Genomic DNA, 23,391 nt, shown 5'->3' with positions numbered 1-23,391 from the left:
ACGAAGGCTTACTCCAGCGCTTTCCAGATATCCGTGGCGTACTCGCGAATGGTCCGGTCGGAAGAGAACCAGCCCATCCGGGAGGTGTTCAATACCGCCGAACGCCACCATGCCTGGGAATCGTGCCAATGGGCTTCAACGCGCATCTGCGCGTCCCAGTAGGAATCGAAGTCGGCGCAGACCAGGAAACGGTCGTAGTCGATCAGCGAATCGATCAGCCCGGTATAACGCGACGGATCATCCGGCGAGAACACGCCGCCGCGAATGGCCTGCAGCACGTCATTCAGGCGGTGGGACGCGGCGATATCCGGCGTCGCATTAAACTCGTGGTTCTGCTTGCGCGCCTCGACCTGCTGGGCGCTGAGGCCGAAGATGAACATGTGTTCGGCGCCGATGAACTCGCACATTTCCACGTTGGCCCCGTCCAGGGTGCCGATGGTCAACGCACCGTTGAGGCCGAACTTCATGTTGCTGGTGCCCGACGCCTCGAAGCCCGCGGTAGAAATCTGCTCCGACAAATCCGCCGCCGGAATGATGCTTTCCGCCAGGCTGACGTTGTAGTTGGGCAGGAACACCACTTTGAGCAAGCCGCGCACGGTCGGGTCGTTGTTCACGACCCGGGCAATGTCGTTGGTCAACTTGATGATGAGCTTGGCCTGGTGATAACTGGCTGCGGCCTTGCCGGCGAAGATCTTCACCCGCGGTACCCAGTCGACTTCCGGCTCTGCGCGAATCGCCTGATAGAGCGCGACGGTGTGCAGCAGGTTCAGCAACTGGCGTTTGTATTCGTGGATCCGCTTGACCTGTACGTCGAACATCGCCGCCGGGTTGACCGCCACCCCCAGCCGCTCGTGGATGATAAACGCCAGAGCTTTCTTGCTGTGCAGGCGCTGGTCGGCAAACGCCTTGCGGAACGCGGCTTTCTCGGCAAAGGGTTCCAGGTCGCGCAAGCGCTCTTCAGCGTTATTGAGCAGATCCGGGCCGAGGGCATCGACCATCATCGAGGTCAGCTCGGGGTTGGCCTGGTACAGCCAGCGGCGGAAGGTAATGCCGTTGGTCTTGTTGTTGATCCGCTCCGGGTAGAGCTTGTGCAGCTCGGAGAACACGGTTTTGCGCATCAGTTGCGTGTGCAGCGCGGATACGCCGTTGACACTGTGGGAACCGAGGAACGCCAGGTTACCCATGCGCACACGACGGCCGTTGTCTTCTTCGATCAGCGACACAGCCCGCAGCACTTCGAAGTCATGGACGCCCTTGGCCCTCAGCGAGTCGATGTGCTGGGCATTGATCAGGTAAATGATCTGCATGTGCCGCGGCAGCATGCGCTCCATCAACCCGACCGGCCAGGTTTCCAGCGCTTCCGGCAACAGCGTGTGGTTGGTGTAGGACAGCGTGTCGACGGTGACCTGCCAGGCGGCGTCCCACGCCACGTCGTACACGTCGACCAGCTGGCGCATCAGCTCGGCCACGGCGATCGAGGGGTGAGTGTCGTTGAGCTGGATGGCCGCGTGGTCGCCCAGGGTCAGGACCGAGGTGTGCATGTTGCGATGGCGGCGCAGCAAGTCCTGCAAGGACGCGGCGACGAAGAAGTATTCCTGGCGCAGGCGCAGTTCCTGGCCGGCTTCGGTGCTGTCGGCCGGGTAGAGTACCCGGGAAATACTTTCGGCCCGGGCAACTTCAGCCACGGCGCCCAAGTGGTCACCGGCGTTGAAGCGCTCCAGGTGCAAATCTTCCATGGCGCGGGCACGCCACAGGCGCAGCGTGTTGACGCTCGCCCCGCGCCAGCCGACCACCGGGGTGTCGTAGGCAATCGCGCGCACGGTTTCCGCCGGGGTCCAGACTTGCTTGGATTTGCCTGTTTCGTCAGTGACGGTTTCGACGCTGCCGCCAAAACCGATCGGATAAACCACCTCCGGCCGCTCGAACTCCCACGGGTTGCCGAAATCCAGCCAGTGTTCGGTCTGTTCCTGCTGCCAGCCATCGACGATGGCCTGACGGAACAAGCCGTGCTCATAACGAATGCCGTAGCCGTGCCCGGCGATGCCGAGGGTCGACATGCTTTCCATGAAGCACGCGGCCAGACGACCGAGGCCACCGTTGCCAAGGGCCGCATCGGGCTCCAGCAGGCGGATGCGCTCAAGGTCGACGCCGAGTTCGGTCATGGCCTCGCGGGCCACATCCAGCAGGCCGAGGTTGCTGAGGCTGTCGTAGAGCAGCCGGCCGATAAGAAATTCCAGGGAGAGGTAGTAAACCCGTTTCTGACCTTTGCGGTAGATCTGCCGGGTGTGATCCATCCAGTGCTCGACCATGTGATCGCGCGCTGCCAGGGCTATGGCCTCGAACCAGTCGTGGTCGAAGGCGTGATCCGGGTCTTTGCCCACCGCATAGGTGAGCTTGGTCAAGACGGCGTCGCGAAATGCGGCCACCTCGGCTTCGCGAACAAGTGGTTCTTGAGTCATCAATAGGACCTCGGGCAAGCGTGGAATAGTTGAGCCTAGACGGTCAGACAGGTCGTTGGAACTCTGGTTCGGCAGTTTTCCCCGTTAGTGTGAGATAGATCCACATTACCTTGTCGCGCACCGGAAAGAATGCAGGGCCCGTGCCGGAATACAGCGCTCATTGGACATTCATGAAAAAAACTGGCGAAAGGTTGTTCAAAAATCCACCAGTCCCGGTATGATCGCGCGCCCTGATGCACACGCTGGTAACAATCGATGATGAAGTCCAACCTGATCGCCGCCGCGGAGATCGATCGCCTCGATACCTGGGCCAAGTACTCTGCGCCGATGTGCGGTTCCTGCGTGTCCAGCTGCTGCACGCTGCCGGTCGAGGTCAAGATCAAGGATCTGATCCGTATCGGTATTGTCGACGAATTCGAGCGCGGCGAGCCAGCGAAGAACATCGCCAAGCGCTTGCAGAAGGAAGGGATCGTCGAGCGCTACAACCAGAAGTCCGAGATCTTCACCCTCCAGCGCATGAGCAACAACGATTGCCTGTACCTGGATCGTAAGAGCCGTCTGTGCACTATTTATGAAAAGCGCCCGGATACTTGCCGTAATCACCCGAAAATCGGGCCGCGGCCGGGGTATTGCGCGTACAAGCCCAAAGAAGTGGCGCGTGAGACCAGCGAGAGCCGTCGGAGCCTCGAGAAATTCTGATCCGGAATCTCGCTGCCTGAGCGGGCCCCTTCGCGGGCAAGCCCGCTCCCGCAGGGATTGGTGGTGTTCACAGAATCTGCGTCCAACACCACCCCTGCAGGAGCTGGCTTGCCAGCGAAGGGGCCAGAACAAACACCACACAAACCCCAGACATAAAAAAACGCCCCTGGATCTCGCGATCCGGGGGCGTTTTTTTAGCTGCTAACTAAGTCGAAACTCAGTTGCTGCTTTTCTTGGCAGCGCGGGTACGCTCGCTTTCGCCCAGGATCTTCTTGCGAAGACGGATGGACTTAGGAGTGACTTCGCACAATTCGTCTTCTTGAACGAATTCCAGAGCCTGCTCCAGGGTGAAGCGGATAGGCGGAACCAGAGCGATGGTTTCGTCTTTACCCGAAGCACGCATGTTGTCGAGCTTCTTGCCTTTGGTTGGGTTGACGCCCAGGTCGTTGTCGCGGCTGTTGATGCCGACGATTTGACCTTCGTACACGTCTTCGCCGTGACCCAGGAACAGTTTGCCGCGAGCTTGCAGGGTTTCCAGCGAGTAAGTCAGCGCCTTACCGGTAGCTACCGATACCAGCACGCCGTTCTGACGGCCGGACATGTCGCCGGACTTCATCACGTCGTAACGGTCGAAGATCGAGGTCAGGATGCCAGCGCCCGAAGTCAGGGTCAGGAACTCGTTACGGAAACCGATCAGGCCACGTGCCGGGATGTTGTACTCAAGGCGCACACGGCCCTTGCCATCCGGAACCATGTTGGTCAGGTCGCCTTTACGGATACCGATCTGTTCCATGATCGAACCTTGCGATTCTTCCGGCAGGTCGATGGTCACGTTTTCGTACGGTTCGTGCTTGACGCCGTCAACCATGCGGATGATCACTTCCGGACGACCAACACCCATTTCGAAGCCTTCGCGACGCATGGTTTCGATCAGTACGGACAAGTGCAGCTCGCCACGGCCAGACACTTTGAACTTGTCGGCGGTGTCGCCTTCTTCAACGCGCAGGGCAACGTTGTAGAGCAGTTCCTTGTCCAGACGCTCTTTGATGTTACGGCTGGTGACGAACTTGCCTTCACGGCCGCAGAACGGCGAGTCGTTAACCTGGAAGGTCATCGAAACGGTTGGTTCGTCAACGGTCAGCGGCTTCATCGCTTCGACGTTCAGTGGGTCGCACAGAGTGTCGGAGATGAACAGCGAATCGAAGCCGCTGATGCAGACGATGTCGCCGGCAGCTGCTTCGTCAACGTCTACACGGTGCAGGCCGTGGTGACCCATCAGCTTCAGGATACGACCGTTACGGCGCTTGCCGTCGGCATCGATCGCTACAACCTGGGTGTTCGGCTTGACGCGACCACGAGCGATACGGCCAACGCCGATGATGCCCAGGAAGCTGTTGTAGTCCAGTGCCGAGATTTGCATCTGGAACGGACCGTCACGGTCAACTTTCGGCGCCGGTACGTTGTCGACGATCGACTGGTACAGCGGGGTCATGTCTTCAGCCATGTCGGTGTGTTCCAGACCGGCAATGCCGTTCAGGGCCGAGGCGTAGACGACTTTGAAGTCCAGCTGTTCTTCGGTAGCACCGAGGTTGTCGAACAGGTCGAAGATCTGGTCCAGAACCCAGTCCGGACGCGCGCCTGGACGGTCAACCTTGTTGATCACCACGATTGGACGCAGGCCGGCTTCGAAAGCCTTCTTGGTCACGAAACGGGTTTGCGGCATAGGGCCGTCTTGAGCGTCAACCAGCAGCAGAACGGAGTCGACCATCGACATAACGCGTTCAACTTCGCCGCCGAAGTCGGCGTGGCCCGGGGTGTCCACGATGTTGATGTGGTAGCCGTTCCAGTTGATGGCGGTGTTTTTCGCCAGAATGGTAATACCGCGCTCTTTCTCCTGGTCGTTGGAGTCCATCACGCGCTCGTCGTTGAGCTCGTTGCGCTCCAGGGTGCCGGATTGACGCAAGAGTTTGTCTACCAGGGTGGTTTTACCATGGTCAACGTGAGCAATGATGGCGATGTTGCGTAGATTTTCGATCACTTGTGTATCTCGATCAGAGGATTCGGTGTGCTGACAAGTCTTGGCAGCGATTTACAGTAGAGTCAGGCCTTGCCGTTACAGCTTGACGGCAGAGTCGGGGGGCCGGTGACGCAGGCCACAGGCATACAGCCCCGGGCTCTTAGCTCGGTCGATAAACGCGCACATTGGCATGCCCCTCACTGAGCAAATGGTGGGCATGCAGGCGACTCATCACGCCTTTGTCGCAATACAGCAGGTACTGGCGAGTAGGGTCCAGTTCCTTGAAACGAGCGTTCAATGCATAAAACGGCATCGTCTGTACCTCAATGCCAGCGAGTTCCATCGGCTCGTCTTCAGCGGCATCCGGATGACGGATGTCGATGATGATCTGACCGGCCAGTGCTTCGCTGACTTCTTCGATCTGCAAATCCTGGCCCAATTCGTCGATCACTCGATCGATCGGCACCAGCTTGGCGTTCTCGAGCGCACGCTCAAGGACTGCCATGTCGAACTGCTGTTCTTCGTACTCCACGCGTGGACGCTTGGCGTGGGTCTTGGGGTTCACCGAGATGACCCCGCAATATTCCGGCATGTGCTTGGCGAAGTCGGCGGTACCGATTTCGTTAGCCAGGTCGATGATGTCCTGCTTGTGACTGGCGATCAGCGGGCGCAAGACCAGCTTGTCGGTCACGCAGTCGATCACGGACAGGTTCGGCAGCGTCTGGCTCGACACCTGGGAAATCGCTTCACCGGTGACCAGCGCTTCGATTTCCAGCCGATCGGCAATACGGGAAGCAGCGCGCAACATCATACGCTTCAAAACTACGCCCATATGACTGTTATCGACTTTCCCGAGAATTTCTCCCAGTACTTCCTCGAACGGCACACTGACAAATAACACGCGTTGGGAGCTTCCGTACTTCTTCCAGATGAAATGCGCGACCTCCATGACGCCCAGTTCATGGGCACGCCCGCCCAGATTGAAGAAGCAGAAATGGCTCATCAGCCCACGGCGCATGATCTGGTAGGCGGCAACGGTGGAATCGAAGCCGCCGGACATCAGTACAAGCGTCTGTTCCAGGGCACCCAGCGGATAACCGCCGATGCTGTTGTGCTGGTTGTGGATCACGAACAACCGTTTGTCGCGAATTTCGATGCGGACTTCGATTTCCGGCTCTTTCAGCGAGATTCCGGCGGCGCCGCACTGACGACGCAGTTGGCTGCCGACGTATTTCTCGACGTCCATCGAGCTGAATTCATGCTTGCCGGCCCGCTTGCAGCGCACCGAAAAGATTTTCCCGGCCAGCGCCTCGCCGAAGTGCTGCTTGCACTTGGCAACGATGTCGTCGAAATCGCCCAACGGGTATTCGTCGACCTGCAGGAAATGCGCGATACCCGGCATGCAGCTCAGGCGCTCGGTCATCTCCTTCAGGGCCTTGGGCTCGCTGACGCGGGTTTCCAGCTCGAGATTGTCCCACACACCGTTCACCACCACAGCCGGGTCCAGGTCGCGGAGCACGGTACGGATGTTTTTGGCCAACTGGCGGATGAAACGCATCCGTACCGGGCGGCTCTTGATGGTGATCTCGGGAAAGACTTTTACGATTAGTTTCATGAAAACAGCGCGCGCTGGGCCAGCCGAAAAAGGGGGGCGCGGATTATAGCGGAAATTGCTCAAGGTTTAACCAGTTAATCTACAGAAGGTTTGTCGCGCACCAAAACAGGTCATTTATTGAATTTGGCGCCACATTACAGGGCGTGAATTTGTTCTTTCTGACTGATCAAGCCTTTATAAGCGTGATATTGGGGCAAAAAAACCATGATGGGGCACTGGCATGCAATTTGCTCCCTTGTGAGGCAGGTTGCCTTGGCAGAGTATTCGCGCCGGCATCACCCACATTCCAAGGGCATCCACTACCCAAGCCCGAATCCACCCGGAGGACACTATGTCGAAGTCGGTTCAACTCATCAAAGATCATGACGTCAAGTGGATTGATCTGCGCTTCACGGACACCAAAGGCACTCAGCACCACGTGACCATGCCGGCTCGCGACGCGCTGGATGACGCTTTCTTCGAAGAAGGCAAAATGTTCGACGGTTCCTCCATCGCTGGCTGGAAAGGCATCGAAGCCTCCGACATGATCCTGATGCCGGACGACAGCACTGCCGTTCTCGACCCTTTCACCGAAGAGCCGACCCTGATCCTGGTCTGCGACGTGATCGAGCCTTCGACCATGCAAGGCTACGACCGTGACCCACGTGCGATCGCCAAGCGTGCCGAGGAATACCTGAAGTCGACCGGTATCGGCGACACCGTATTCGTTGGTCCAGAGCCTGAATTCTTCATCTTCGACGAAGTGAAGTTCAAGTCCGATATCTCCGGCTCCATGTTCAAAATCTACTCCGAACAAGGTTCGTGGATGTCCGACCAGGACGTGGAAGGCGGCAACCGCGGCCACCGTCCAGGCGTCAAAGGCGGCTATTTCCCTGTTCCGCCATTCGACCACGACCACGAAATCCGTACCTCCATGTGCAACGCCATGGAAGAAATGGGCCTGGTCATCGAAGTTCACCACCACGAAGTGGCGACTGCCGGCCAGAACGAAATCGGTGTGAAGTTCAACACCCTGGTAGCCAAGGCTGACGAAGTTCAGACCCTGAAGTACTGCGTACACAACGTTGCCGACGCATACGGCCGCACCGCGACCTTCATGCCTAAGCCACTGTACGGCGATAACGGTTCGGGTATGCACGTTCACCTGTCCATCGCCAAAGATGGCAAGAACACCTTCGCTGGCGAAGGTTATGCCGGCCTGTCCGACACCGCCCTGTACTTCATCGGCGGCATCATCAAGCACGGTAAGGCCCTGAACGGCTTCACCAACCCGTCGACCAACTCCTACAAGCGTCTGGTCCCAGGTTTCGAAGCGCCAGTGATGCTGGCCTACTCGGCTCGCAACCGTTCGGCTTCGATCCGTATTCCATACGTGTCCAGCCCTCGCGCTCGCCGTATCGAAGCTCGCTTCCCGGATCCGGCAGCCAACCCGTACCTGGCCTTCGCTGCCCTGGTAATGGCCGGCCTGGACGGCATCCAGAACAAGACTCACCCTGGCGACGCTGCTGACAAAAACCTGTATGACCTGCCGCCTGAAGAGGCGAAAGAGATCCCACAAGTTTGCGGCAGCCTGAAAGAAGCCCTGGAAGAGCTGGACAAAGGTCGTGCGTTCCTGACCAAAGGCGGCGTTTTCAGCGACGACTTCATCGACGCTTACATCGCCCTGAAAAGCGAAGAAGAAATCAAGGTACGTACCTTCGTACACCCACTGGAATACGAGCTGTACTACAGCTGCTGATCCGGTAGCGCTGCGACACGCGGCGTGACAAAAGAGAGGCCTCCTTCGGGAGGCCTTTTTTATGCCCACGATTCCACGATCGACGAAGAACCCCTGTGGGAGCGGGCTTGCCCGCGAAAGCGGACTATCTGACACATTGATGTTGGATGTGCCGGCGCCTTCGCGGGCAAGCCCGCTCCCACAGGGAACTGCAGTGTTTTGGGAGATATGAATACATTCCAAAATGCTTACAACTTGGGTCAACCACCACCCCTGACCTATGCTGCACCCCAACGCTTTCGTTTCTGGTCGCCTTTATGCGTCGTTGTCCTCCATTCATCCTGTTGCTGATCGCCCTGCCCGCCGCAGCGCAGATCTATAAGTACACTGACGCCAACGGCAACACTGCCTACAGCAACCAACCGCCCGACGGCGTGAAGGCGCAGCCGGTCGAGCTGCCGCCGCTCAACAGTGTCGAGCCGCTGACGCCAAGCGCACCCGCGCCACCTGCCGACGCCGCCAGCCGCGAGCAGCCTCGCAGTACCTACGAGGTGCTGGAGTTGACCGGCCTGCCGACCACCGAAGCCCTGCGCGCAAACAACGGCACCTTCACCGTCAACGTATTGATCAAGCCACGCCTGCAAGGTCCGCATTTGTTCAGGCTGTTGCTGGACGACCAACCCTACGGCCAACCCAGCAATGTGCCGATCCTGCAGCTGGTGAACATTGATCGCGGCTTGCACAGCCTCGCGGTGCAGGTCATCGACGGGGAAAACATCGTCCAGCAGAGCCGGAGCGTGACCTTCACCGTACAACGGGTGCATAAGCCGTGAGGCGCTGGCTGTTGATCGCATGCTGGATCGCCCTGCCCGTAGCGGCCGACGTGTTCACCTACATCGACGCCCAGGGCAATCGGGTCTTCACCGACCGGCCAGGCGCAGGCAACGCCAAGCGAGTGCCGATTGCCCCGAGTAATCGCATGTCAGCCCACCCGACCGCCGCAACCCCCGTCGCTGCAGGTAAAAAGACCGAAGCCAAGGCACCTTTGCACTACGACATGCTGCGAGTGCTGGTCCCGGAGCCCGACGCCACTGTCCGCAGCAGCGCCGGCGAACTGATCGTCAGCGTCACCAGCGAGCCCGGCCTGCAACGCGGTCACCGCTTCCGCCTGCTGCTGGACGGCGCGCCCGTTGCCGAACCCGGCCCCAGCCCGGTCTTTCCCCTGAGCAACGTCGACCGCGGCAGTCATCACCTGTCCGTGGAGATCCTCGACGAACAGGGCCGCACCGTCGAACGCACGGCCAATCAGCCATTCCACATGCTGCGCATATCCCTCGCGCAGAAACGCCAGGTCAAACCCTGTGCGCTCGCTGACTACGGCCAACGACCGGAATGTCCACCCAAGGACAAACCCGAAGAAGAAAAAAATTCCTTCCTGCCTTTCTTCTAACCTCGCCCAGCTTTGCGCACTATATTGGGGCGACAAGCTGCCCCATACCCACTCGCCACCCCATTTTGGTTCGAAAATACCCGTCAAAGCTGGCAGAACGCCACGCAAGCGAGCGTCAAACGTCTGTTTCAGGCCTCAAACGCTTCTTTTCGGAGCCTTGGTTTGGTTTTTGCATTTTCCTTGTACCAACGCTTGTTTCTTGCGCACGCTCCGCTCCAAAAGAGGTCCTGATGACCATAAGCGACGCACTACACCGTTTGCTACTCGACAACCTGACCACCGCCACCATCCTGCTCGATGCCCAACTGCGTCTTGAGTACATGAACCCGGCGGCGGAGATGCTCCTGGCCATCAGCGGTCAGCGCAGCCATGGGCAGTTCATCAGCGAATTGTTCACCGAATCCCCCGAAGCGCTGAATTCCCTGCGCCAGGCGGTCGAGCAGGCGCACCCGTTCACCAAGCGTGAAGCGATGCTCACCGCCCTCACCGGCCAGACCCTCACCGTGGATTACGCGGTGACACCGATCCTGGCCAACGGCGCCACCATGCTGCTGCTGGAAGTCCACCCCCGGGACCGTCTGTTGCGGATCACCAAGGAAGAGGCGCAGCTGTCGAAGCAGGAAACCAGCAAGATGCTGGTGCGCGGCCTCGCTCACGAAATCAAGAATCCGCTGGGCGGGATTCGCGGCGCGGCGCAATTGCTCGCCCGGGAATTGCCGGAGGAAAGCTTGCGTGACTACACCAACGTCATCATCGAAGAAGCCGACCGCCTGCGTAACCTGGTCGATCGCATGCTCGGCTCCAACAAACTGCCGTCCCTGGCCATGTGCAATATTCATGAAGTGCTCGAGCGCGTCGGCCAACTGGTCGAGGCTGAAAGCCAGGGCTGCATCACTTTGGTGCGCGACTACGACCCCAGCATTCCCGACGTGTTGATCGACCGCGAACAAATGATCCAAGCCGTGCTGAACATCGTGCGCAACGCGATGCAGGCCATCAGCACCCAGAACGAGCTGCGCCTGGGCCGCATCAGTTTGCGCACCCGCGCCATGCGCCAGTTCACCATCGGCCACGTGCGCCATCGCCTGGTGACCAAGATCGAAATCATCGACAACGGTCCGGGCATTCCCGCGGAGCTGCAGGAAACCATCTTCTTTCCCATGGTCAGCGGCCGCCCGGACGGTACCGGGCTGGGCCTGGCCATTACCCAGAACATCATCAGCCAGCACCAGGGCCTGATCGAATGTGACAGCCATCCAGGCCACACCACCTTCTCGATCTTTCTGCCACTGGAACAAGGAGCCACATCGACATGAGCCGTAGTGAAACCGTGTGGATCGTCGATGACGACCGTTCTATCCGTTGGGTCCTGGAAAAAGCCCTGCAGCAAGAAGGCATGACCACGCAAAGCTTTGACAGCGCCGATGGCGTGATGAGCCGCCTGGCGCGCCAGCAGCCGGATGTGATCATCTCCGACATCCGCATGCCCGGCGCCAGCGGCCTGGACCTTCTGGCGCGGATTCGCGAACAACACCCACGGCTGCCAGTGATCATCATGACTGCGCACTCCGACCTGGACAGCGCTGTCGCGTCCTATCAGGGCGGCGCGTTCGAATACCTGCCCAAGCCGTTCGATGTCGACGAAGCGGTTTCCCTGGTCAAGCGCGCCAACCAGCACGCCCAGGAACAGCAAGGCCTGGAAGTCCCGGTCGCGCTGACCCGCACCCCGGAAATCATCGGTGAAGCGCCGGCGATGCAGGAAGTGTTTCGCGCCATCGGGCGCTTGAGCCATTCCAATATCACCGTGCTGATCAATGGCGAATCCGGTACCGGTAAAGAACTGGTGGCCCACGCCCTGCACCGTCACAGCCCACGAGCATCTTCACCGTTCATCGCGCTGAACATGGCAGCGATCCCGAAAGACCTGATGGAGTCCGAGCTGTTCGGCCATGAGAAAGGTGCGTTCACCGGTGCGGCCAACCTGCGTCGCGGGCGTTTTGAACAAGCTGACGGCGGTACGCTGTTCCTCGATGAAATCGGCGACATGCCAGCGGACACTCAGACTCGCTTGTTGCGGGTGCTGGCGGACGGTGAGTTTTACCGCGTCGGCGGTCATGTGCCGGTGAAGGTCGATGTGCGAATCATCGCCGCGACTCACCAGAATCTGGAAACCCTGGTGCACGCCGGGAAATTCCGCGAAGACTTGTTCCACCGCCTGAACGTGATCCGCATTCATATCCCACGGCTGTCGGACCGTCGCGAAGACATCCCGACCCTGGCCAAGCACTTCCTCAGCCGCGCCGCGCAAGAACTGGCGGTGGAGCCCAAGCTGCTGAAAAGCGAAACCGAGGAATACCTGAAGAACCTGCCGTGGGGCGGCAACGTGCGCCAGCTGGAAAACACCTGCCGCTGGATCACAGTGATGGCTTCAGGACGCGAAGTGCACATCAGTGACCTGCCGCCGGAGCTGTTGAACCTGCCGCAGGATTCGGCGCCAGTGACCAACTGGGAGCAAGCGCTGCGCCAGTGGGCTGACCAGGCACTGGCCCGTGGCCAGTCGAATCTGCTCGACAGCGCTGTGCCGGCTTTCGAACGGATCATGATCGAGACCGCCCTCAAACATACTGCGGGCCGCCGCCGTGATGCTGCCGTCTTGCTGGGTTGGGGGCGTAATACGCTGACGCGCAAGATCAAGGAATTGGGGATGAAGGTTGATGGCGGGGATGATGATGAGGGGGATGAGGGCTAATTAGACCGTTTGATCTTCCTCGCTCTCTAGATCCATTCGCGGGCAAGCCTCGCTCCTACAGGATTTGCGCCATTTCAAAAATTGGCGCGGGGACCTGTAGGAGCGAGGCTTGCCCGCGAAGCTTTTGGGGCCCGAATGCACCGCCGCAATGCACCGTGAACCGCAATCGCGCACGGCAACTGATCTGAAACCCCACCTGCTTTCGCAATCGAACCCCGATCGAAAAAACACGAAAGCCCCGAATTACGGGGCTTTCAGCATTTCAAAGCGGCTTTCTGTATCAACTTGTTAAAACCTGGCACGCCCCCTGCAATAGTCCATTCAGTGATTCGATTCACTCACCGGTTTCGGGGACCTTGGTACAGGCAGGCCGGGGATTCCCCTCTTTACACCGGGCTCACACCGCACAAGCGACGAGCCCCGCAGTTTTGGGGCCCTTGATACAGGCAGGTCAGGGGTTCCTTCTTTACACCGGGCTCACACCGCACAAGCGACGAGCCCTTCCAGTTTGGGGTCCTTGGTACAGGCAGGCCGGGGATTCCTTCTTTACACCGGGCTCACATCGCACTGGCGATGAGCCCTCCCGTTTTGGGAACCTTGGTACAGGCAGGCCGGGGATTCCCTCTTTTATTGCTCTCGGAGATGGATCTCCAGCCGCCAGCGGTCATCGACCTCGCTACCGGCCCACTCGCCCTGCAGCGGCCGGGCCGCCACCACTGTCAGCAACAACCCCCCATCACTCGAACGCACTCGCCAGTTCACGCGCTTGTCGTTGAGCTTGAGCTGACCCTGCCGTGCCTTGCCTGCGGCCTCGAACAACAGCGCAAGGCTGCCGTCGACGAATTCGCCATGGCTCCTGGGTTCATTGTTGAACCACACCACCAGCCCGTCACCCGTCACCTCGACCTGCTGCAGTTCGCTGGGGTCGGGAGTGGTCAGGCGACCGATCATCAGCCCCACCATCACCCCGACAATCGCCAGCGACGCCATCACCCGCGGGAATAGTTTCGATCGCTTGTCCACTGGCGGCGTAGAATGCCGGTCATCTTTACCTTCGGAGCCGTGCATGTTTCACGTCATCCTTTTCCAACCAGAAATTCCGCCGAATACCGGCAACGTTATCAGGCTGTGCGCCAACAGCGGCTGCCACCTGCATTTGATCGAGCCGCTGGGCTTCGAGATGGACGACAAGCGCCTGCGCCGGGCCGGCCTCGATTACCACGAGTATGCCACCCTGCAGCGTCACGCAGACCTCGCCAGCTGCCTGGAGAGCCTTGGCCATCCACGGCTGTTCGCCTTCACGACCAAGGGTTCGCGGCCGTTCCACGATGCCAGCTTCGCCGAGGGCGACGCGTTCCTGTTCGGCCCGGAAAGCCGTGGCCTGCCGGCGGAGGTGCTCGATGCCCTGCCCGGCGAACAACGCCTGCGACTGCCGATGCGTGAAGGCTGCCGCAGCCTGAACCTGTCGAACACCGTGGCGGTTGCCGTCTACGAAGGCTGGCGCCAGCTCGGATTCAAGTAACACCACCCCTTGTAGGAGCGGGCTTGCCAGCGAAGAGGCCGTAACAGTCAACACCTACGCTGGCAGTTACACCGCTTTCGCTGGCAAGCCAGCTCCTACAAAGATCTTCATGGGTCACTCGATTTCGTTTACGCCATGAAAAAAGCGCCTGTAACGGCGCTTTTTTTGATGCAGCTCAGACCGCTTATTGAACGGTCGGAGTCTCGCCAGCCGCCTGCATGCGTTGCAGCTCTTGTGCATACAGCGCATCGAAGTTCACCGGAGCCAGCATCAGCGCCGGGAACGAACCGCGGGTTACCAGGCTGTCCAGGGTTTCGCGCGCGTACGGGAACAGGATGTTCGGGCAGAACGCACCCAGGGTGTGGCTCATCGAAGCATCGTCCAGGTTCTTGATCAGGAAGATCCCGGCCTGCTGCACTTCAGCGATGAACGCCACTTCGCCGTTTTCACCGTTCTTCACGGTAACCGACAGGGTCAGCACGACCTCATGGAAATCGCCTTCCAGCGCCTTTTGACGGGTGTTCAGATCCAGACCGACGCTCGGCTCCCACTGCTGGCGGAAGATCGCCGGGCTTTTCGGGGCTTCGAAGGACAAGTCACGTACGTAGATGCGCTGCAAGGAGAATTGCGGTGCGGTTTCTTCTTCGCTAGCTGCAGTGTTCTGTTGGTCAGTCATCTCAGATCCTTTCTGATCTAGGGGTCTTATAGGGAAGGCATTCAGGCCTTGAGCATCGCGTCGAGCTTGCCCGCGCGTTCAAGGGCAAACAAATCATCACAACCGCCAACGTGAGTGCTGCCGATCCAGATCTGCGGCACGGAGGTACGCCCCGCTTTCTGAGCCATGGCGGCGCGCACCTGCGGCTTGCCATCGACCTTGATCTCTTCGAAGGCCACGCCTTTGTTCTCGAGCAGGTACTTGGCTCGCGAGCAGTAAGGGCAGTAATCGCTGGAATAGACGACGACGTTGCTCATATCACTTCACCAGCGGCAAGTTGTCGCCTTTCCAGCTGGAAATACCGCCGGACAGCTTGGCGGCGGTGAAGCCGGCTTTCACCAGTTCGCGGGCATGCGTGCCGGCCGTCTGGCCCATGGCGTCGACCAGAATAATGGTCTTGGCCTTGTGTTTTTCCAGCTCGCCGACGCGAGCAGCCAGTTTGTCGTGGGGAATGTTCAACGCACCAACAATGTGACCGGCGGCGAAATCTTTGTTCGAACGAATGTCGATCACCACGCCTGCGTCTTTGTTGACCAGCCCGGTCAGTTCACCGGTGCTCAGGCTGCGACCGCCGCCTTGCATCTGATAGGCAATCAGCAACGCCAGCAGTACGACGAAGATACCGACGAGCAGATAGTGGTTAGTGGCAAATTCAATCAGGTGAGCAACCATCGAAGGAGGTTCCAGGGCGTTAAAATGTCGGCCAGTATACACAGCCACTATGGTGGGCCAAACCCCGTCCGGCGGTGACGGCGCCGGAACTTCGCTTTAAACTGCCACTCCCTTTTCCATCGCCCTCTTTTTTAACTTAAGCCAGAGTAGAATCCATGACTACCACGCCTAAACCTTTGGTCCTGATTATTCTCGACGGCTTCGGTCACAGTGAGAGCCCTGAATCCAACGCCATCTTTGCGGCAAAGAAGCCCGTGCTGGACCGCCTGTGGGCCACCGTGCCGAACGGCCTGATTTCGGGCAGCGGCATGGATGTAGGCTTGCCGGATGGCCAGATGGGCAACTCCGAAGTCGGCCACATGAACCTCGGCGCCGGCCGCGTGGTGTATCAGGACTTCACCCGCGTGACCAAATCGATCCGCGACGGCGAGTTCTTCGAGAACCCGACCATCTGCGCCGCGGTGGATAAAGCCGTTGCCGCCGGCAAAGCCGTGCACTTCATGGGCCTGCTGTCCGATGGCGGCGTTCACAGCCACCAGGATCATCTGGTTGCCATGGCTGAACTGGCCTACAAGCGCGGTGCCGAAAAAATCTACCTGCACGCCTTCCTCGACGGTCGCGACACGCCACCGAAAAGCGCCCAGTCGTCCATCGAACTGCTCGACGCGACCTTCCAGGCCCTCGGCAAAGGCCGGATCGCCAGCATTGTCGGCCGTTACTTCGCCATGGACCGCGACAACCGCTGGGACCGCGTGTCCCAGGCCTACAACCTGATCGTCGACGGCAATGGCGAATTCAATGCCGCCACGGCCCAGGAAGGCCTGCAAGCCGCCTACGAACGTGGCGAGAGCGACGAGTTCGTCAAGGCCACCTCCATTGGTGAGCCGGTCAAGGTCGAAGACGGCGACGCCGTGGTGTTCATGAACTTCCGTGCCGACCGCGCCCGCGAACTGACCCGCGTGTTCGTCGAAGACGATTTCAAAGAGTTCGAGCGTGCGCGCCAGCCAAAACTGGCCGGTTTCGTCATGCTGACCCAATACGCCGCCAGCATCCCCGCGCCATCGGCTTTCGCCGCCGGCAGCCTGGACAACGTGCTGGGCGATTACCTGGCGAAAAACGGCAAGACCCAGCTACGCATTGCCGAAACAGAAAAATACGCCCACGTGACCTTCTTCTTCTCCGGCGGTCGTGAAGAACCGTTCCCGGGCGAGGAACGCATCCTGATCCCGTCGCCAAAAGTCGCCACGTATGACTTGCAGCCCGAGATGAGCGCACCGGAAGTCACCGACCGCATCGTCGACGCTATCGACAACCAGCGTTATGACGTGATCGTGGTCAACTACGCCAATGGCGACATGGTTGGCCACAGCGGTGTGTTCGACGCGGCCGTCAAAGCCGTTGAATGCCTGGACCTGTGCGTCGGCCGCATCGTCGACGCGCTGGAAAAAGTCGGCGGCGAAGCGCTGATCACTGCCGACCACGGTAACGTCGAGCAAATGGCCGACGAGTCCACTGGCCAGGCGCACACCGCCCACACCACCGAGCCGGTGCCGTTCATTTATGTCGGCAAGCGGGACCTGAAGGTTCGCGAAGGCGGCGTGCTGGCAGACGTGGCGCCGACCATGCTGATGTTGCTGGGCCTGGAAAAACCAGCCGAAATGACGGGTACTTCGATACTGGTGTAATCAATCTTTTAAACTCCGCCGAAACCTGTGGGAGCGGGCTTGCTCGCGAATGCGGTCTGTCAGTCGACATTAATGTTGCCTGACACACCGCATTCGCGAGCAAGCCCGCTCCCACATTGGTTTTGGGTGTTTTTCGGGCCAGTCATCACACAGCCCCAATTGGGCGTTTTTTTTGCAGCGCTTGGCGGGCATACTAGGGCGTCCCTTTCCCTGGTATCACCCGCCTCTATGCTTCGCGTCCTGATAGCCCTTGCCCTGACTTGCCTGCTCCAACCGGCCTTTGCTGACGAGCGCGCGCAAACCCAACAACAGTTGGACGCCACGCGTCAGGACATTGCCGAGCTGAAGAAACTGCTGGGCAAGTTGCAGGAAGAAAAGTCCGGGGTACAGAAAGATCTCAAGGGCACCGAGACCGAGATGGGCAAGCTCGAGAAGCAGGTCGAGGCCCTGCAAAAAGAGCTGCAGAAAAGCGAATCCGAGTTGCAGCGACTCGATGCAGAGAAAAAAAAACTCCAGAGCGCGCGCATTGAACAGCAACGACTGATCGCCATCCAGGCCCGCGCGGCCTATCAGAACGGCCGTCAGGAGTACCTGAAGCTGCTGCTGAACCAGCAGAACCCGGAAAAATTCGCCCGCACCCTCACCTATTACGACTACCTGAGCCAGGCTCGCCTGGAGCAGCTGAAGAACTTCAACGAAACCTTGCGCCAACTGGCCAATGTCGAAAAAGACATCGCCATGCAGCAGGCGCAACTGCTCGTGCAGAAAAGCAGCCTCGACAGCCAGCGCGACGAACTCGACAAAGTCCGCCAGGAGCGCCAGCAAGTACTGGCCAAGCTCAACACCGACGTAAAGGCGCGCGATCAGAAACTGGCCGCCCGCGAGCAAGAGCAGGCGGACCTGTCTAAAGTCCTTAAAACCATCGAGGAAACCCTGGCCCGCCAGGCTCGCGAGGCAGAGGAAGCGCGGCAAAAAGCGCTGATCGCCCAGCAGGAAGCCGAAAAAAAGCGTTTACGTGAGGCTCAGGCACAAGCAGATGCCACTGACGCCCCACGCAAACCTGTCAGACCGACCCCCGGCGCACTGGTTTCCAGTTCAGGCGAAACCTTTGGTGGCCCTTTTGCTTCAAGCCGGGGAAAACTTCCCTGGCCAGTTGATGGTCGATTGCTGGCACGCTTTGGCGAAACCCGTGGCGACGACGCCCGCACCAAGTGGGACGGCGTGATGATCAGCGCCTCCGCCGGCAGCCAGGTACACGCCGTGCATGGCGGTCGCGTGGTGTTCGCCGACTGGTTGCGTGGCGCAGGATTGCTGGTGATCCTCGACCACGGCAACGGTTTCTTGAGTCTTTACGGTCACAACCAGACGCTGCTCAAGTCTGCGGGTGACGTGGTAAAAGCCGGTGAGTCCATTTCCACCGTCGGCAACAGTGGCGGACAGGACACACCAGCGCTGTATTTTGCTATTCGTCAGCAGGGTCACCCGAGTGATCCGGCGCAATGGTGCCGCGCGCAAGGATAGGCGCTGAATCACCTACATTAGGAGTTCGTTCGACATGCTGCATTTGCCCCGCCTTACCTCGCTAGCCCTGACGATCGCCCTGGTGATCGGCGCGCCTCTGGCGTTCGCCGCTCAACCTGCTCCGGCGGTCGCACCTGCGGGCACTGCTGCGACCACCAAGGCGCCATTGCCCTTGGAAGAGTTGCGCACCTTCGCCGAGGTCATGGACCGGATCAAGGCGGCCTATGTCGAACCGGTGGACGACAAGACCCTGCTGGAAAACGCCATCAAAGGCATGCTCAGCAACCTCGACCCGCACTCCGCCTACCTGGGCCCGGAAGACTTCGCTGAATTGCAGGAAAGCACCAGCGGCGAATTCGGCGGCCTGGGCATCGAAGTCGGCGCCGAAGACGGGTTCATCAAGGTGGTCTCGCCGATCGATGACACCCCGGCGTCCAAGGCTGGCATTCAGGCCGGCGACTTCATCGTCAAGATCAACGGCCAGCCGACCCGCGGCCAGAGCATGACCGAAGCCGTGGACAAGATGCGTGGCAAGATCGGCCAGAAGATCACCCTGACCCTGGTGCGCGACGGCGGCACGCCGTTCGACGTGACCCTGGCCCGCGCCATCATTCAAGTGAAGAGCGTGAAGAGCCAGCTGCTGGAGTCCGGCTACGGCTACATCCGCATCACCCAGTTCCAGGTCAAGACCGGCGAAGAGGTTTCCAAGGCCCTGGCCAAGCTGCGCAAGGACAACGGCAAGAAGCTCAACGGCATCATCCTCGACCTGCGCAACAACCCGGGCGGCGTGCTGCAAGCAGCGGTGGAAGTGGTCGACCACTTCATCACCAAGGGCTTGATCGTTTACACCAAGGGCCGTATCGCCAACTCCGAACTGCGCTTTTCCGCCACCGGCAAGGACGAAAGCGAAGCCGTGCCCATGGTCACATTGATCAACGGCGGCAGCGCCTCGGCTTCGGAGATCGTCGCCGGCGCCTTGCAGGACCAGAAGCGTGCGGTGGTGATGGGCACCACCAGTTTCGGCAAAGGCTCGGTCCAGACCGTGCTGCCGCTCAATAACGAGCGCGCACTGAAAATCACCACGGCACTGTACTACACGCCGAACGGCCGCTCGATCCAGGCGCAGGGCATCGTGCCGGACATCGAAGTGCGCAAGGCCAAGATCACCAACGAGCAGGATGGCGAGTACTTCAAGGAAGCCGACCTGCAAGGCCACCTGGGCAATGGCAATGGCGGCGCCGACAAGCCTACCGGCTCCGGCGGCAAAGCCAAGGCGATGCCGCAGGATGAAGATTACCAGTTGGCCCAGGCCTTGAGCCTGCTCAAAGGGCTGAGCATCACTTCTGGCCGCTGAGATGCGTTTGCGGTTCATCCTCGCACTGATGTGCTGTCTGGCGGGTGTTGCTCACGCAACGCCCGTCGCGACGCCGCCTCAAAAAGCCTATTTAAGCCTGATCATCGATGACCTGGGGCAAAACCTGCACCAGGATCGCCGCGTGCTGGCCCTGCCCGGGCCGGTGACTGCCGCGATCATGCCCGATACCCCCCATGCCACCGAGTTCGCCCGCGAGGCCCATCGCGCCGGCAAGATCGTCATTCTGCACATGCCGATGGCCCCGGCCACCGGACCGTTCGCCTGGCATCCCGAACTGCCGATCGAAGAACTCGAGAAGCGCCTGAATGCGGCGTTCAAGGTCGTGCCCCATACCGCCGGCATCAACAACCACATGGGCAGCCGCATGACGGCCCAACCGGCTGCCATGGCCTGGTTGATGGCTGATTTGCAGCGGCGGCACAAGTTTTTCGTCGACAGCCGCACCAGCGCCCAGACCGTTGCCGCGGCCCAAGCGCAGAAGATTGCATTGGCGAGCGTTTCGCGGGATGTGTTTCTGGACGACGAGCCCACGGAAGCGGCGATCTTCACGCAGCTGCAGACAGCCATCAGCCTGGCGCGCGAGCAGGGCTCAGCCGTGATGATAGGGCATCCGTACCCGCAGACGCTGGCGGTGCTGGAGCGTGAATTGCCCAAGCTCAAGGCTCAGGGAATCGACTGGATCGATATCGAGCAGATGATCAGCGTGCGTGGTAACCGCGCAACGGCTGCGCACGGCAAGGATGGCGTGTACCGTTAACCGCCAACACCGCAGCTCCCACACTGAATTAGCCTGGCATAAGATCAGGTGCCGGGGCCTAGAGATACCGCGCCATGATATCGTCCACCACGCCTTCCTTGCGCAGTTGATCCAGCGCGGCCTGAAGCCTGGCCACCACCTCGTCCGGCACATTCCTGTTCAAGGCCAGGTACAACTCGGCACTGTTGAATCGCAGCACCGTCTTGAGCCCGTTCACGCCTTCCTGGCGCGCCAGATACCGCCCGGCCGGGTCGCCCGTGGCCCACAGGTCAATCTGGCCGCTGGTGAGCTTCTTCGCATTGTCCTGATCCCGCAGCACGACAATCGGCTTCAACCCTTGCTTGGCCAGCGATACGGCAATCGCATCGCCCTTGTACGCGCCGATCTTGTATTTGCGCGCCTGATCCAGCGTCTCGAGGGTGATTTTGCTGTCCGCCCTGGCCAGCATGATCCAGTCATCCGGGCCGAGCGGGCCGACCCACTTGAAGAGTTTCTCGCGGTCCGCCAACCGGGCCATCACGAACACGCCATAACCGGGTTTCTCGAGGGCGATCTTGTAGATTCGCTCCCAGGGGAAACGTAGCGTCAGGCTGTAGGTGATGTCGGCGCGCTTGAACATCTCGCGGACGATGTCCACGGCGATGCCATTGATGTTCTCGTCCTGAGCGAAATTCTTGCCGTTCTTCGCCATGTTGTAGGGCGGGAAATTTTCCGTCAGCAGCACCAGGTCGGTGTCGAGACTTTCTGCCGCATGAGCCCCGTTGAGGAGCAACACAGAAGTGCTGGCGAGGGCGAGGAGAAGGCGTCTAAGCATGTCTGGCTACCGAAATCCATGGCGTGCTCAAGAGTGCCTTGAGCCCGCCATGCTGTCCACTGGCCTGCTTCGATTTGTTTTAGCGCATGACGATGCCGCGATGGGCCATGTAGGCCTTGGCTTCCTGCACCGTGTATTCGCCAAAGTGGAAAATACTCGCCGCCAACACCGCACTGGCGTGGCCTTCGAGAATGCCGTCGGCCAGGTGCTGCAAATTGCCGACGCCGCCGGAGGCGATGACCGGAATGCCCAGGGCATCGCTGATGGCACGGGTGACGCCCAGGTCGAAGCCGTTTTTCATGCCGTCCTGGTCCATGCTGGTCAGCAGGATTTCACCGGCACCCAGGCCTTCCATTTTTTTCGCCCACTCCACCGCGTCGAGACCGGTCGGTTTGCGCCCGCCATGGGTGAAGATTTCCCAGCGCGGGGTTTCGCCCGGGCCGGAGACCTTCTTGGCGTCGATGGCGACGACAATGCACTGCGAACCGAAATGCTGCGCCGCTTCGCCAACGAATTCCGGATTGAATACCGCCGCGGTGTTGATCGAGACCTTGTCCGCGCCGGCATTCAGCAGATTGCGAATGTCCTGCACGGTGCGCACGCCGCCGCCCACGGTCAGCGGGATGAACACCTGGCTGGCCATGCGCTCGACGGTGTGCAGCGTGGTGTCGCGCCCGTCGACGCTGGCGGTGATGTCGAGAAAGGTAATCTCGTCGGCGCCCTGCTCGTCGTAGCGACGGGCGATTTCCACCGGGTCGCCGGCATCGCGGATGTTCTCGAACTTGACGCCCTTGACCACCCGGCCGTTATCCACGTCCAGGCAAGGGATGATGCGTTTGGCCAGCGCCATGGTCAGTCCTCAGCCTTTATACGAATCGCAGAAAGCTTGCGCTTCAGCGACGTCGAGGGTGCCTTCGTAGATTGCGCGGCCGGTGATGGCGCCGATGATGCCTGGCGCCCTGGCGTCGAGCAGCGACTTGATGTCACCCAGATTGTGGATACCGCCGGAAGCGATCACCGGAATCTTCGTCGCAGCAGCCAGGGCGGCGGTGTACGAAACGTTGCAGCCCTGCATCATGCCGTCTTTGGCGATATCGGTATAAACGATCGCGGACACGCCGTCGGCTTCAAATTGCTTGGCCAGGTCGATCACCTGAATCGTGCTGATCTCAGCCCAGCCGTCGGTGGCGACAAAACCGTCCTTGGCATCGAGGCCGACGATCACCTTGCCCGGGAACGCGCGGCAGGCTTCAGCCACGAAGGCCGGATCTTTAACGGCTTTGGTGCCGATGATCACGTAGCTCACGCCCGCTTTCACATAGTGCTCGATGGTTTCCAGGGAGCGGATACCGCCGCCGATCTGGATCGGCAGGTTCGGATAGCGCCTGGCGATGGCGGTAACCACTTCGCCATTGACCGGCTGGCCTTCGAAGGCGCCGTTCAGGTCGACCAGATGCAGACGGCGGCAACCGCCTTCCACCCACTTGGCAGCCATGCTCACCGGGTCATCGGAGAACACTGTGGAATCTTCCATGCGGCCCTGGCGCAGACGAACACAGGCACCGTCTTTGAGATCGATAGCGGGAATAATCAGCATCTGGCAAACCTTCAAATTCGATTGTTC

The 23,391-nt window shown here is 60.0% G+C and carries 21 protein-coding genes; 11 read left to right on the top strand and 10 right to left on the bottom strand.

The genetic code is table 11. From position 1 onward, the window contains the following. Positions 1 to 8: 8 nt before the first annotated feature. Entirely contained in the window at positions 9 to 2,459 is a 2,451-nt protein-coding gene (locus ELQ88_RS04160; RefSeq protein ID WP_138963790.1) for a glycogen/starch/alpha-glucan phosphorylase, read from the bottom strand. 258 nt (positions 2,460 to 2,717) lie between these two features. On the opposite strand from ELQ88_RS04160, the gene ELQ88_RS04155 reads away from it, so the two are divergent. Then, positions 2,718 to 3,158, top strand: coding sequence for a YkgJ family cysteine cluster protein (locus tag ELQ88_RS04155; RefSeq protein ID WP_138969481.1), 441 nt, complete (start codon positions 2,718 to 2,720; stop codon positions 3,156 to 3,158). Positions 3,159 to 3,375: 217 nt separating this feature from the next. Here the strand turns inward: ELQ88_RS04155 and typA are convergent, their stop codons facing one another. Next, positions 3,376 to 5,196, bottom strand: a complete 1,821-nt coding sequence (typA, locus tag ELQ88_RS04150; RefSeq protein ID WP_128872243.1) for a translational GTPase TypA — start codon at positions 5,194 to 5,196, stop codon at positions 3,376 to 3,378. A gap of 139 nt (positions 5,197 to 5,335) precedes the next feature. Next, complete coding sequence (thiI, locus tag ELQ88_RS04145; RefSeq protein WP_138963788.1) at positions 5,336 to 6,790, bottom strand: tRNA uracil 4-sulfurtransferase ThiI; 1,455 nt, start codon at positions 6,788 to 6,790, stop codon at positions 5,336 to 5,338. A 331-nt stretch (positions 6,791 to 7,121) separates the two neighbouring features. Here thiI and glnA point away from each other — a divergent pair, with 331 nt between their 5' ends. The 5 genes from glnA to ntrC all read left to right on the top strand — a co-directional run bounded on the left by glnA (position 7,122) and on the right by ntrC (position 12,706). Continuing rightward, positions 7,122 to 8,528 (top strand): glutamate--ammonia ligase, encoded by a 1,407-nt coding sequence (gene glnA / locus ELQ88_RS04135; protein ID WP_128872245.1) that lies wholly within the window; start codon positions 7,122 to 7,124, stop codon positions 8,526 to 8,528. Positions 8,529 to 8,824: 296 nt separating this feature from the next. After that, the gene (locus ELQ88_RS04130) at positions 8,825 to 9,340 is read left to right on the top strand and encodes a DUF4124 domain-containing protein (RefSeq protein ID WP_138963786.1); all 516 of its coding nucleotides are present in this window, start codon (positions 8,825 to 8,827) and stop codon (positions 9,338 to 9,340) included. Further along, positions 9,337 to 9,957: a DUF4124 domain-containing protein gene (locus tag ELQ88_RS04125; RefSeq protein WP_138963784.1), complete on the top strand. Its 621-nt coding sequence runs from the start codon at positions 9,337 to 9,339 to the stop codon at positions 9,955 to 9,957. The genes ELQ88_RS04130 and ELQ88_RS04125 overlap by 4 nt, the downstream gene beginning before the upstream one ends. A gap of 230 nt (positions 9,958 to 10,187) precedes the next feature. After that, the gene (gene glnL / locus ELQ88_RS04120; RefSeq protein ID WP_128872248.1) at positions 10,188 to 11,273 is read left to right on the top strand and encodes a nitrogen regulation protein NR(II); all 1,086 of its coding nucleotides are present in this window, start codon (positions 10,188 to 10,190) and stop codon (positions 11,271 to 11,273) included. Further along, complete coding sequence (gene ntrC, locus ELQ88_RS04115) at positions 11,270 to 12,706, top strand: nitrogen regulation protein NR(I) (protein WP_128872249.1); 1,437 nt, start codon at positions 11,270 to 11,272, stop codon at positions 12,704 to 12,706. Before glnL ends, ntrC begins: the two co-directional genes overlap by 4 nt. Positions 12,707 to 13,333: 627 nt before the next feature. Here the strand turns inward: ntrC and ELQ88_RS04110 are convergent. Continuing rightward, positions 13,334 to 13,774, bottom strand: a complete 441-nt coding sequence (locus ELQ88_RS04110) for a hypothetical protein (protein ID WP_128872250.1) — start codon at positions 13,772 to 13,774, stop codon at positions 13,334 to 13,336. Here ELQ88_RS04110 and ELQ88_RS04105 point away from each other — a divergent pair. Further along, positions 13,773 to 14,228, top strand: coding sequence for a tRNA (cytidine(34)-2'-O)-methyltransferase (locus ELQ88_RS04105; protein ID WP_007949025.1), 456 nt, complete (start codon positions 13,773 to 13,775; stop codon positions 14,226 to 14,228). The genes ELQ88_RS04110 and ELQ88_RS04105 overlap by 2 nt on opposite strands. Before the next feature lie 184 nt (positions 14,229 to 14,412). Here the strand turns inward: ELQ88_RS04105 and secB are convergent, their stop codons facing one another. From secB to ELQ88_RS04090, 3 genes are read right to left on the bottom strand one after another with little or no spacing between them, the layout of a single operon-like run. Beyond that, entirely contained in the window at positions 14,413 to 14,904 is a 492-nt protein-coding gene (gene secB / locus ELQ88_RS04100) for a protein-export chaperone SecB (protein ID WP_027922165.1), read from the bottom strand. A 41-nt stretch (positions 14,905 to 14,945) separates the two neighbouring features. Then, positions 14,946 to 15,200, bottom strand: a complete 255-nt coding sequence (grxC, locus tag ELQ88_RS04095) for a glutaredoxin 3 (protein ID WP_008149430.1) — start codon at positions 15,198 to 15,200, stop codon at positions 14,946 to 14,948. Between the two features lies 1 nt (position 15,201). Further along, the gene (locus tag ELQ88_RS04090) at positions 15,202 to 15,615 is read right to left on the bottom strand and encodes a rhodanese-like domain-containing protein (RefSeq protein ID WP_128872251.1); all 414 of its coding nucleotides are present in this window, start codon (positions 15,613 to 15,615) and stop codon (positions 15,202 to 15,204) included. A 155-nt stretch (positions 15,616 to 15,770) separates the two neighbouring features. Between ELQ88_RS04090 and gpmI the strand changes: the two genes are divergently transcribed. The 4 genes from gpmI (at position 15,771) to ELQ88_RS04070 (ending at position 20,953) form a co-directional block, all read left to right on the top strand. Continuing rightward, positions 15,771 to 17,300 carry a 2,3-bisphosphoglycerate-independent phosphoglycerate mutase gene (gene gpmI / locus ELQ88_RS04085; protein ID WP_128872252.1) on the top strand — a complete coding sequence of 510 codons (1,530 nt, stop codon included), beginning with the start codon at positions 15,771 to 15,773 and terminating at the stop codon, positions 17,298 to 17,300. A gap of 228 nt (positions 17,301 to 17,528) precedes the next feature. Continuing rightward, entirely contained in the window at positions 17,529 to 18,821 is a 1,293-nt protein-coding gene (locus ELQ88_RS04080; RefSeq protein WP_138963782.1) for a murein hydrolase activator EnvC, read from the top strand. Positions 18,822 to 18,855: 34 nt separating this feature from the next. Further along, positions 18,856 to 20,175, top strand: coding sequence for a S41 family peptidase (locus ELQ88_RS04075; RefSeq protein WP_138963780.1), 1,320 nt, complete (start codon positions 18,856 to 18,858; stop codon positions 20,173 to 20,175). Position 20,176: 1 nt separating this feature from the next. Next, a complete protein-coding gene (locus ELQ88_RS04070) occupies positions 20,177 to 20,953 on the top strand; it encodes a divergent polysaccharide deacetylase family protein (protein WP_128873792.1) in 777 nt (258 codons plus the stop codon). A 58-nt stretch (positions 20,954 to 21,011) separates the two neighbouring features. Here ELQ88_RS04070 and ELQ88_RS04065 read toward each other — a convergent pair whose 3' ends face one another. The 3 genes from ELQ88_RS04065 to hisA form a co-directional block, all read right to left on the bottom strand. Then, complete coding sequence (locus tag ELQ88_RS04065) at positions 21,012 to 21,767, bottom strand: ABC transporter substrate-binding protein (RefSeq protein ID WP_138963778.1); 756 nt, start codon at positions 21,765 to 21,767, stop codon at positions 21,012 to 21,014. 79 nt (positions 21,768 to 21,846) lie between these two features. Next, positions 21,847 to 22,617 carry an imidazole glycerol phosphate synthase subunit HisF gene (gene hisF / locus ELQ88_RS04060; protein WP_007897430.1) on the bottom strand — a complete coding sequence of 257 codons (771 nt, stop codon included), beginning with the start codon at positions 22,615 to 22,617 and terminating at the stop codon, positions 21,847 to 21,849. Positions 22,618 to 22,626: 9 nt separating this feature from the next. Continuing rightward, entirely contained in the window at positions 22,627 to 23,364 is a 738-nt protein-coding gene (hisA, locus tag ELQ88_RS04055) for a 1-(5-phosphoribosyl)-5-[(5-phosphoribosylamino)methylideneamino]imidazole-4-carboxamide isomerase (protein WP_128873793.1), read from the bottom strand. Positions 23,365 to 23,391: the final 27 nt, after the last annotated feature.

Origin of the sequence: Pseudomonas sp. MPC6 (assembly GCF_006094435.1) — a bacterium.
GTDB lineage: Bacteria > Pseudomonadota > Gammaproteobacteria > Pseudomonadales > Pseudomonadaceae > Aquipseudomonas.
This window is presented reverse-complemented; position numbering and strand designations above follow the sequence as displayed.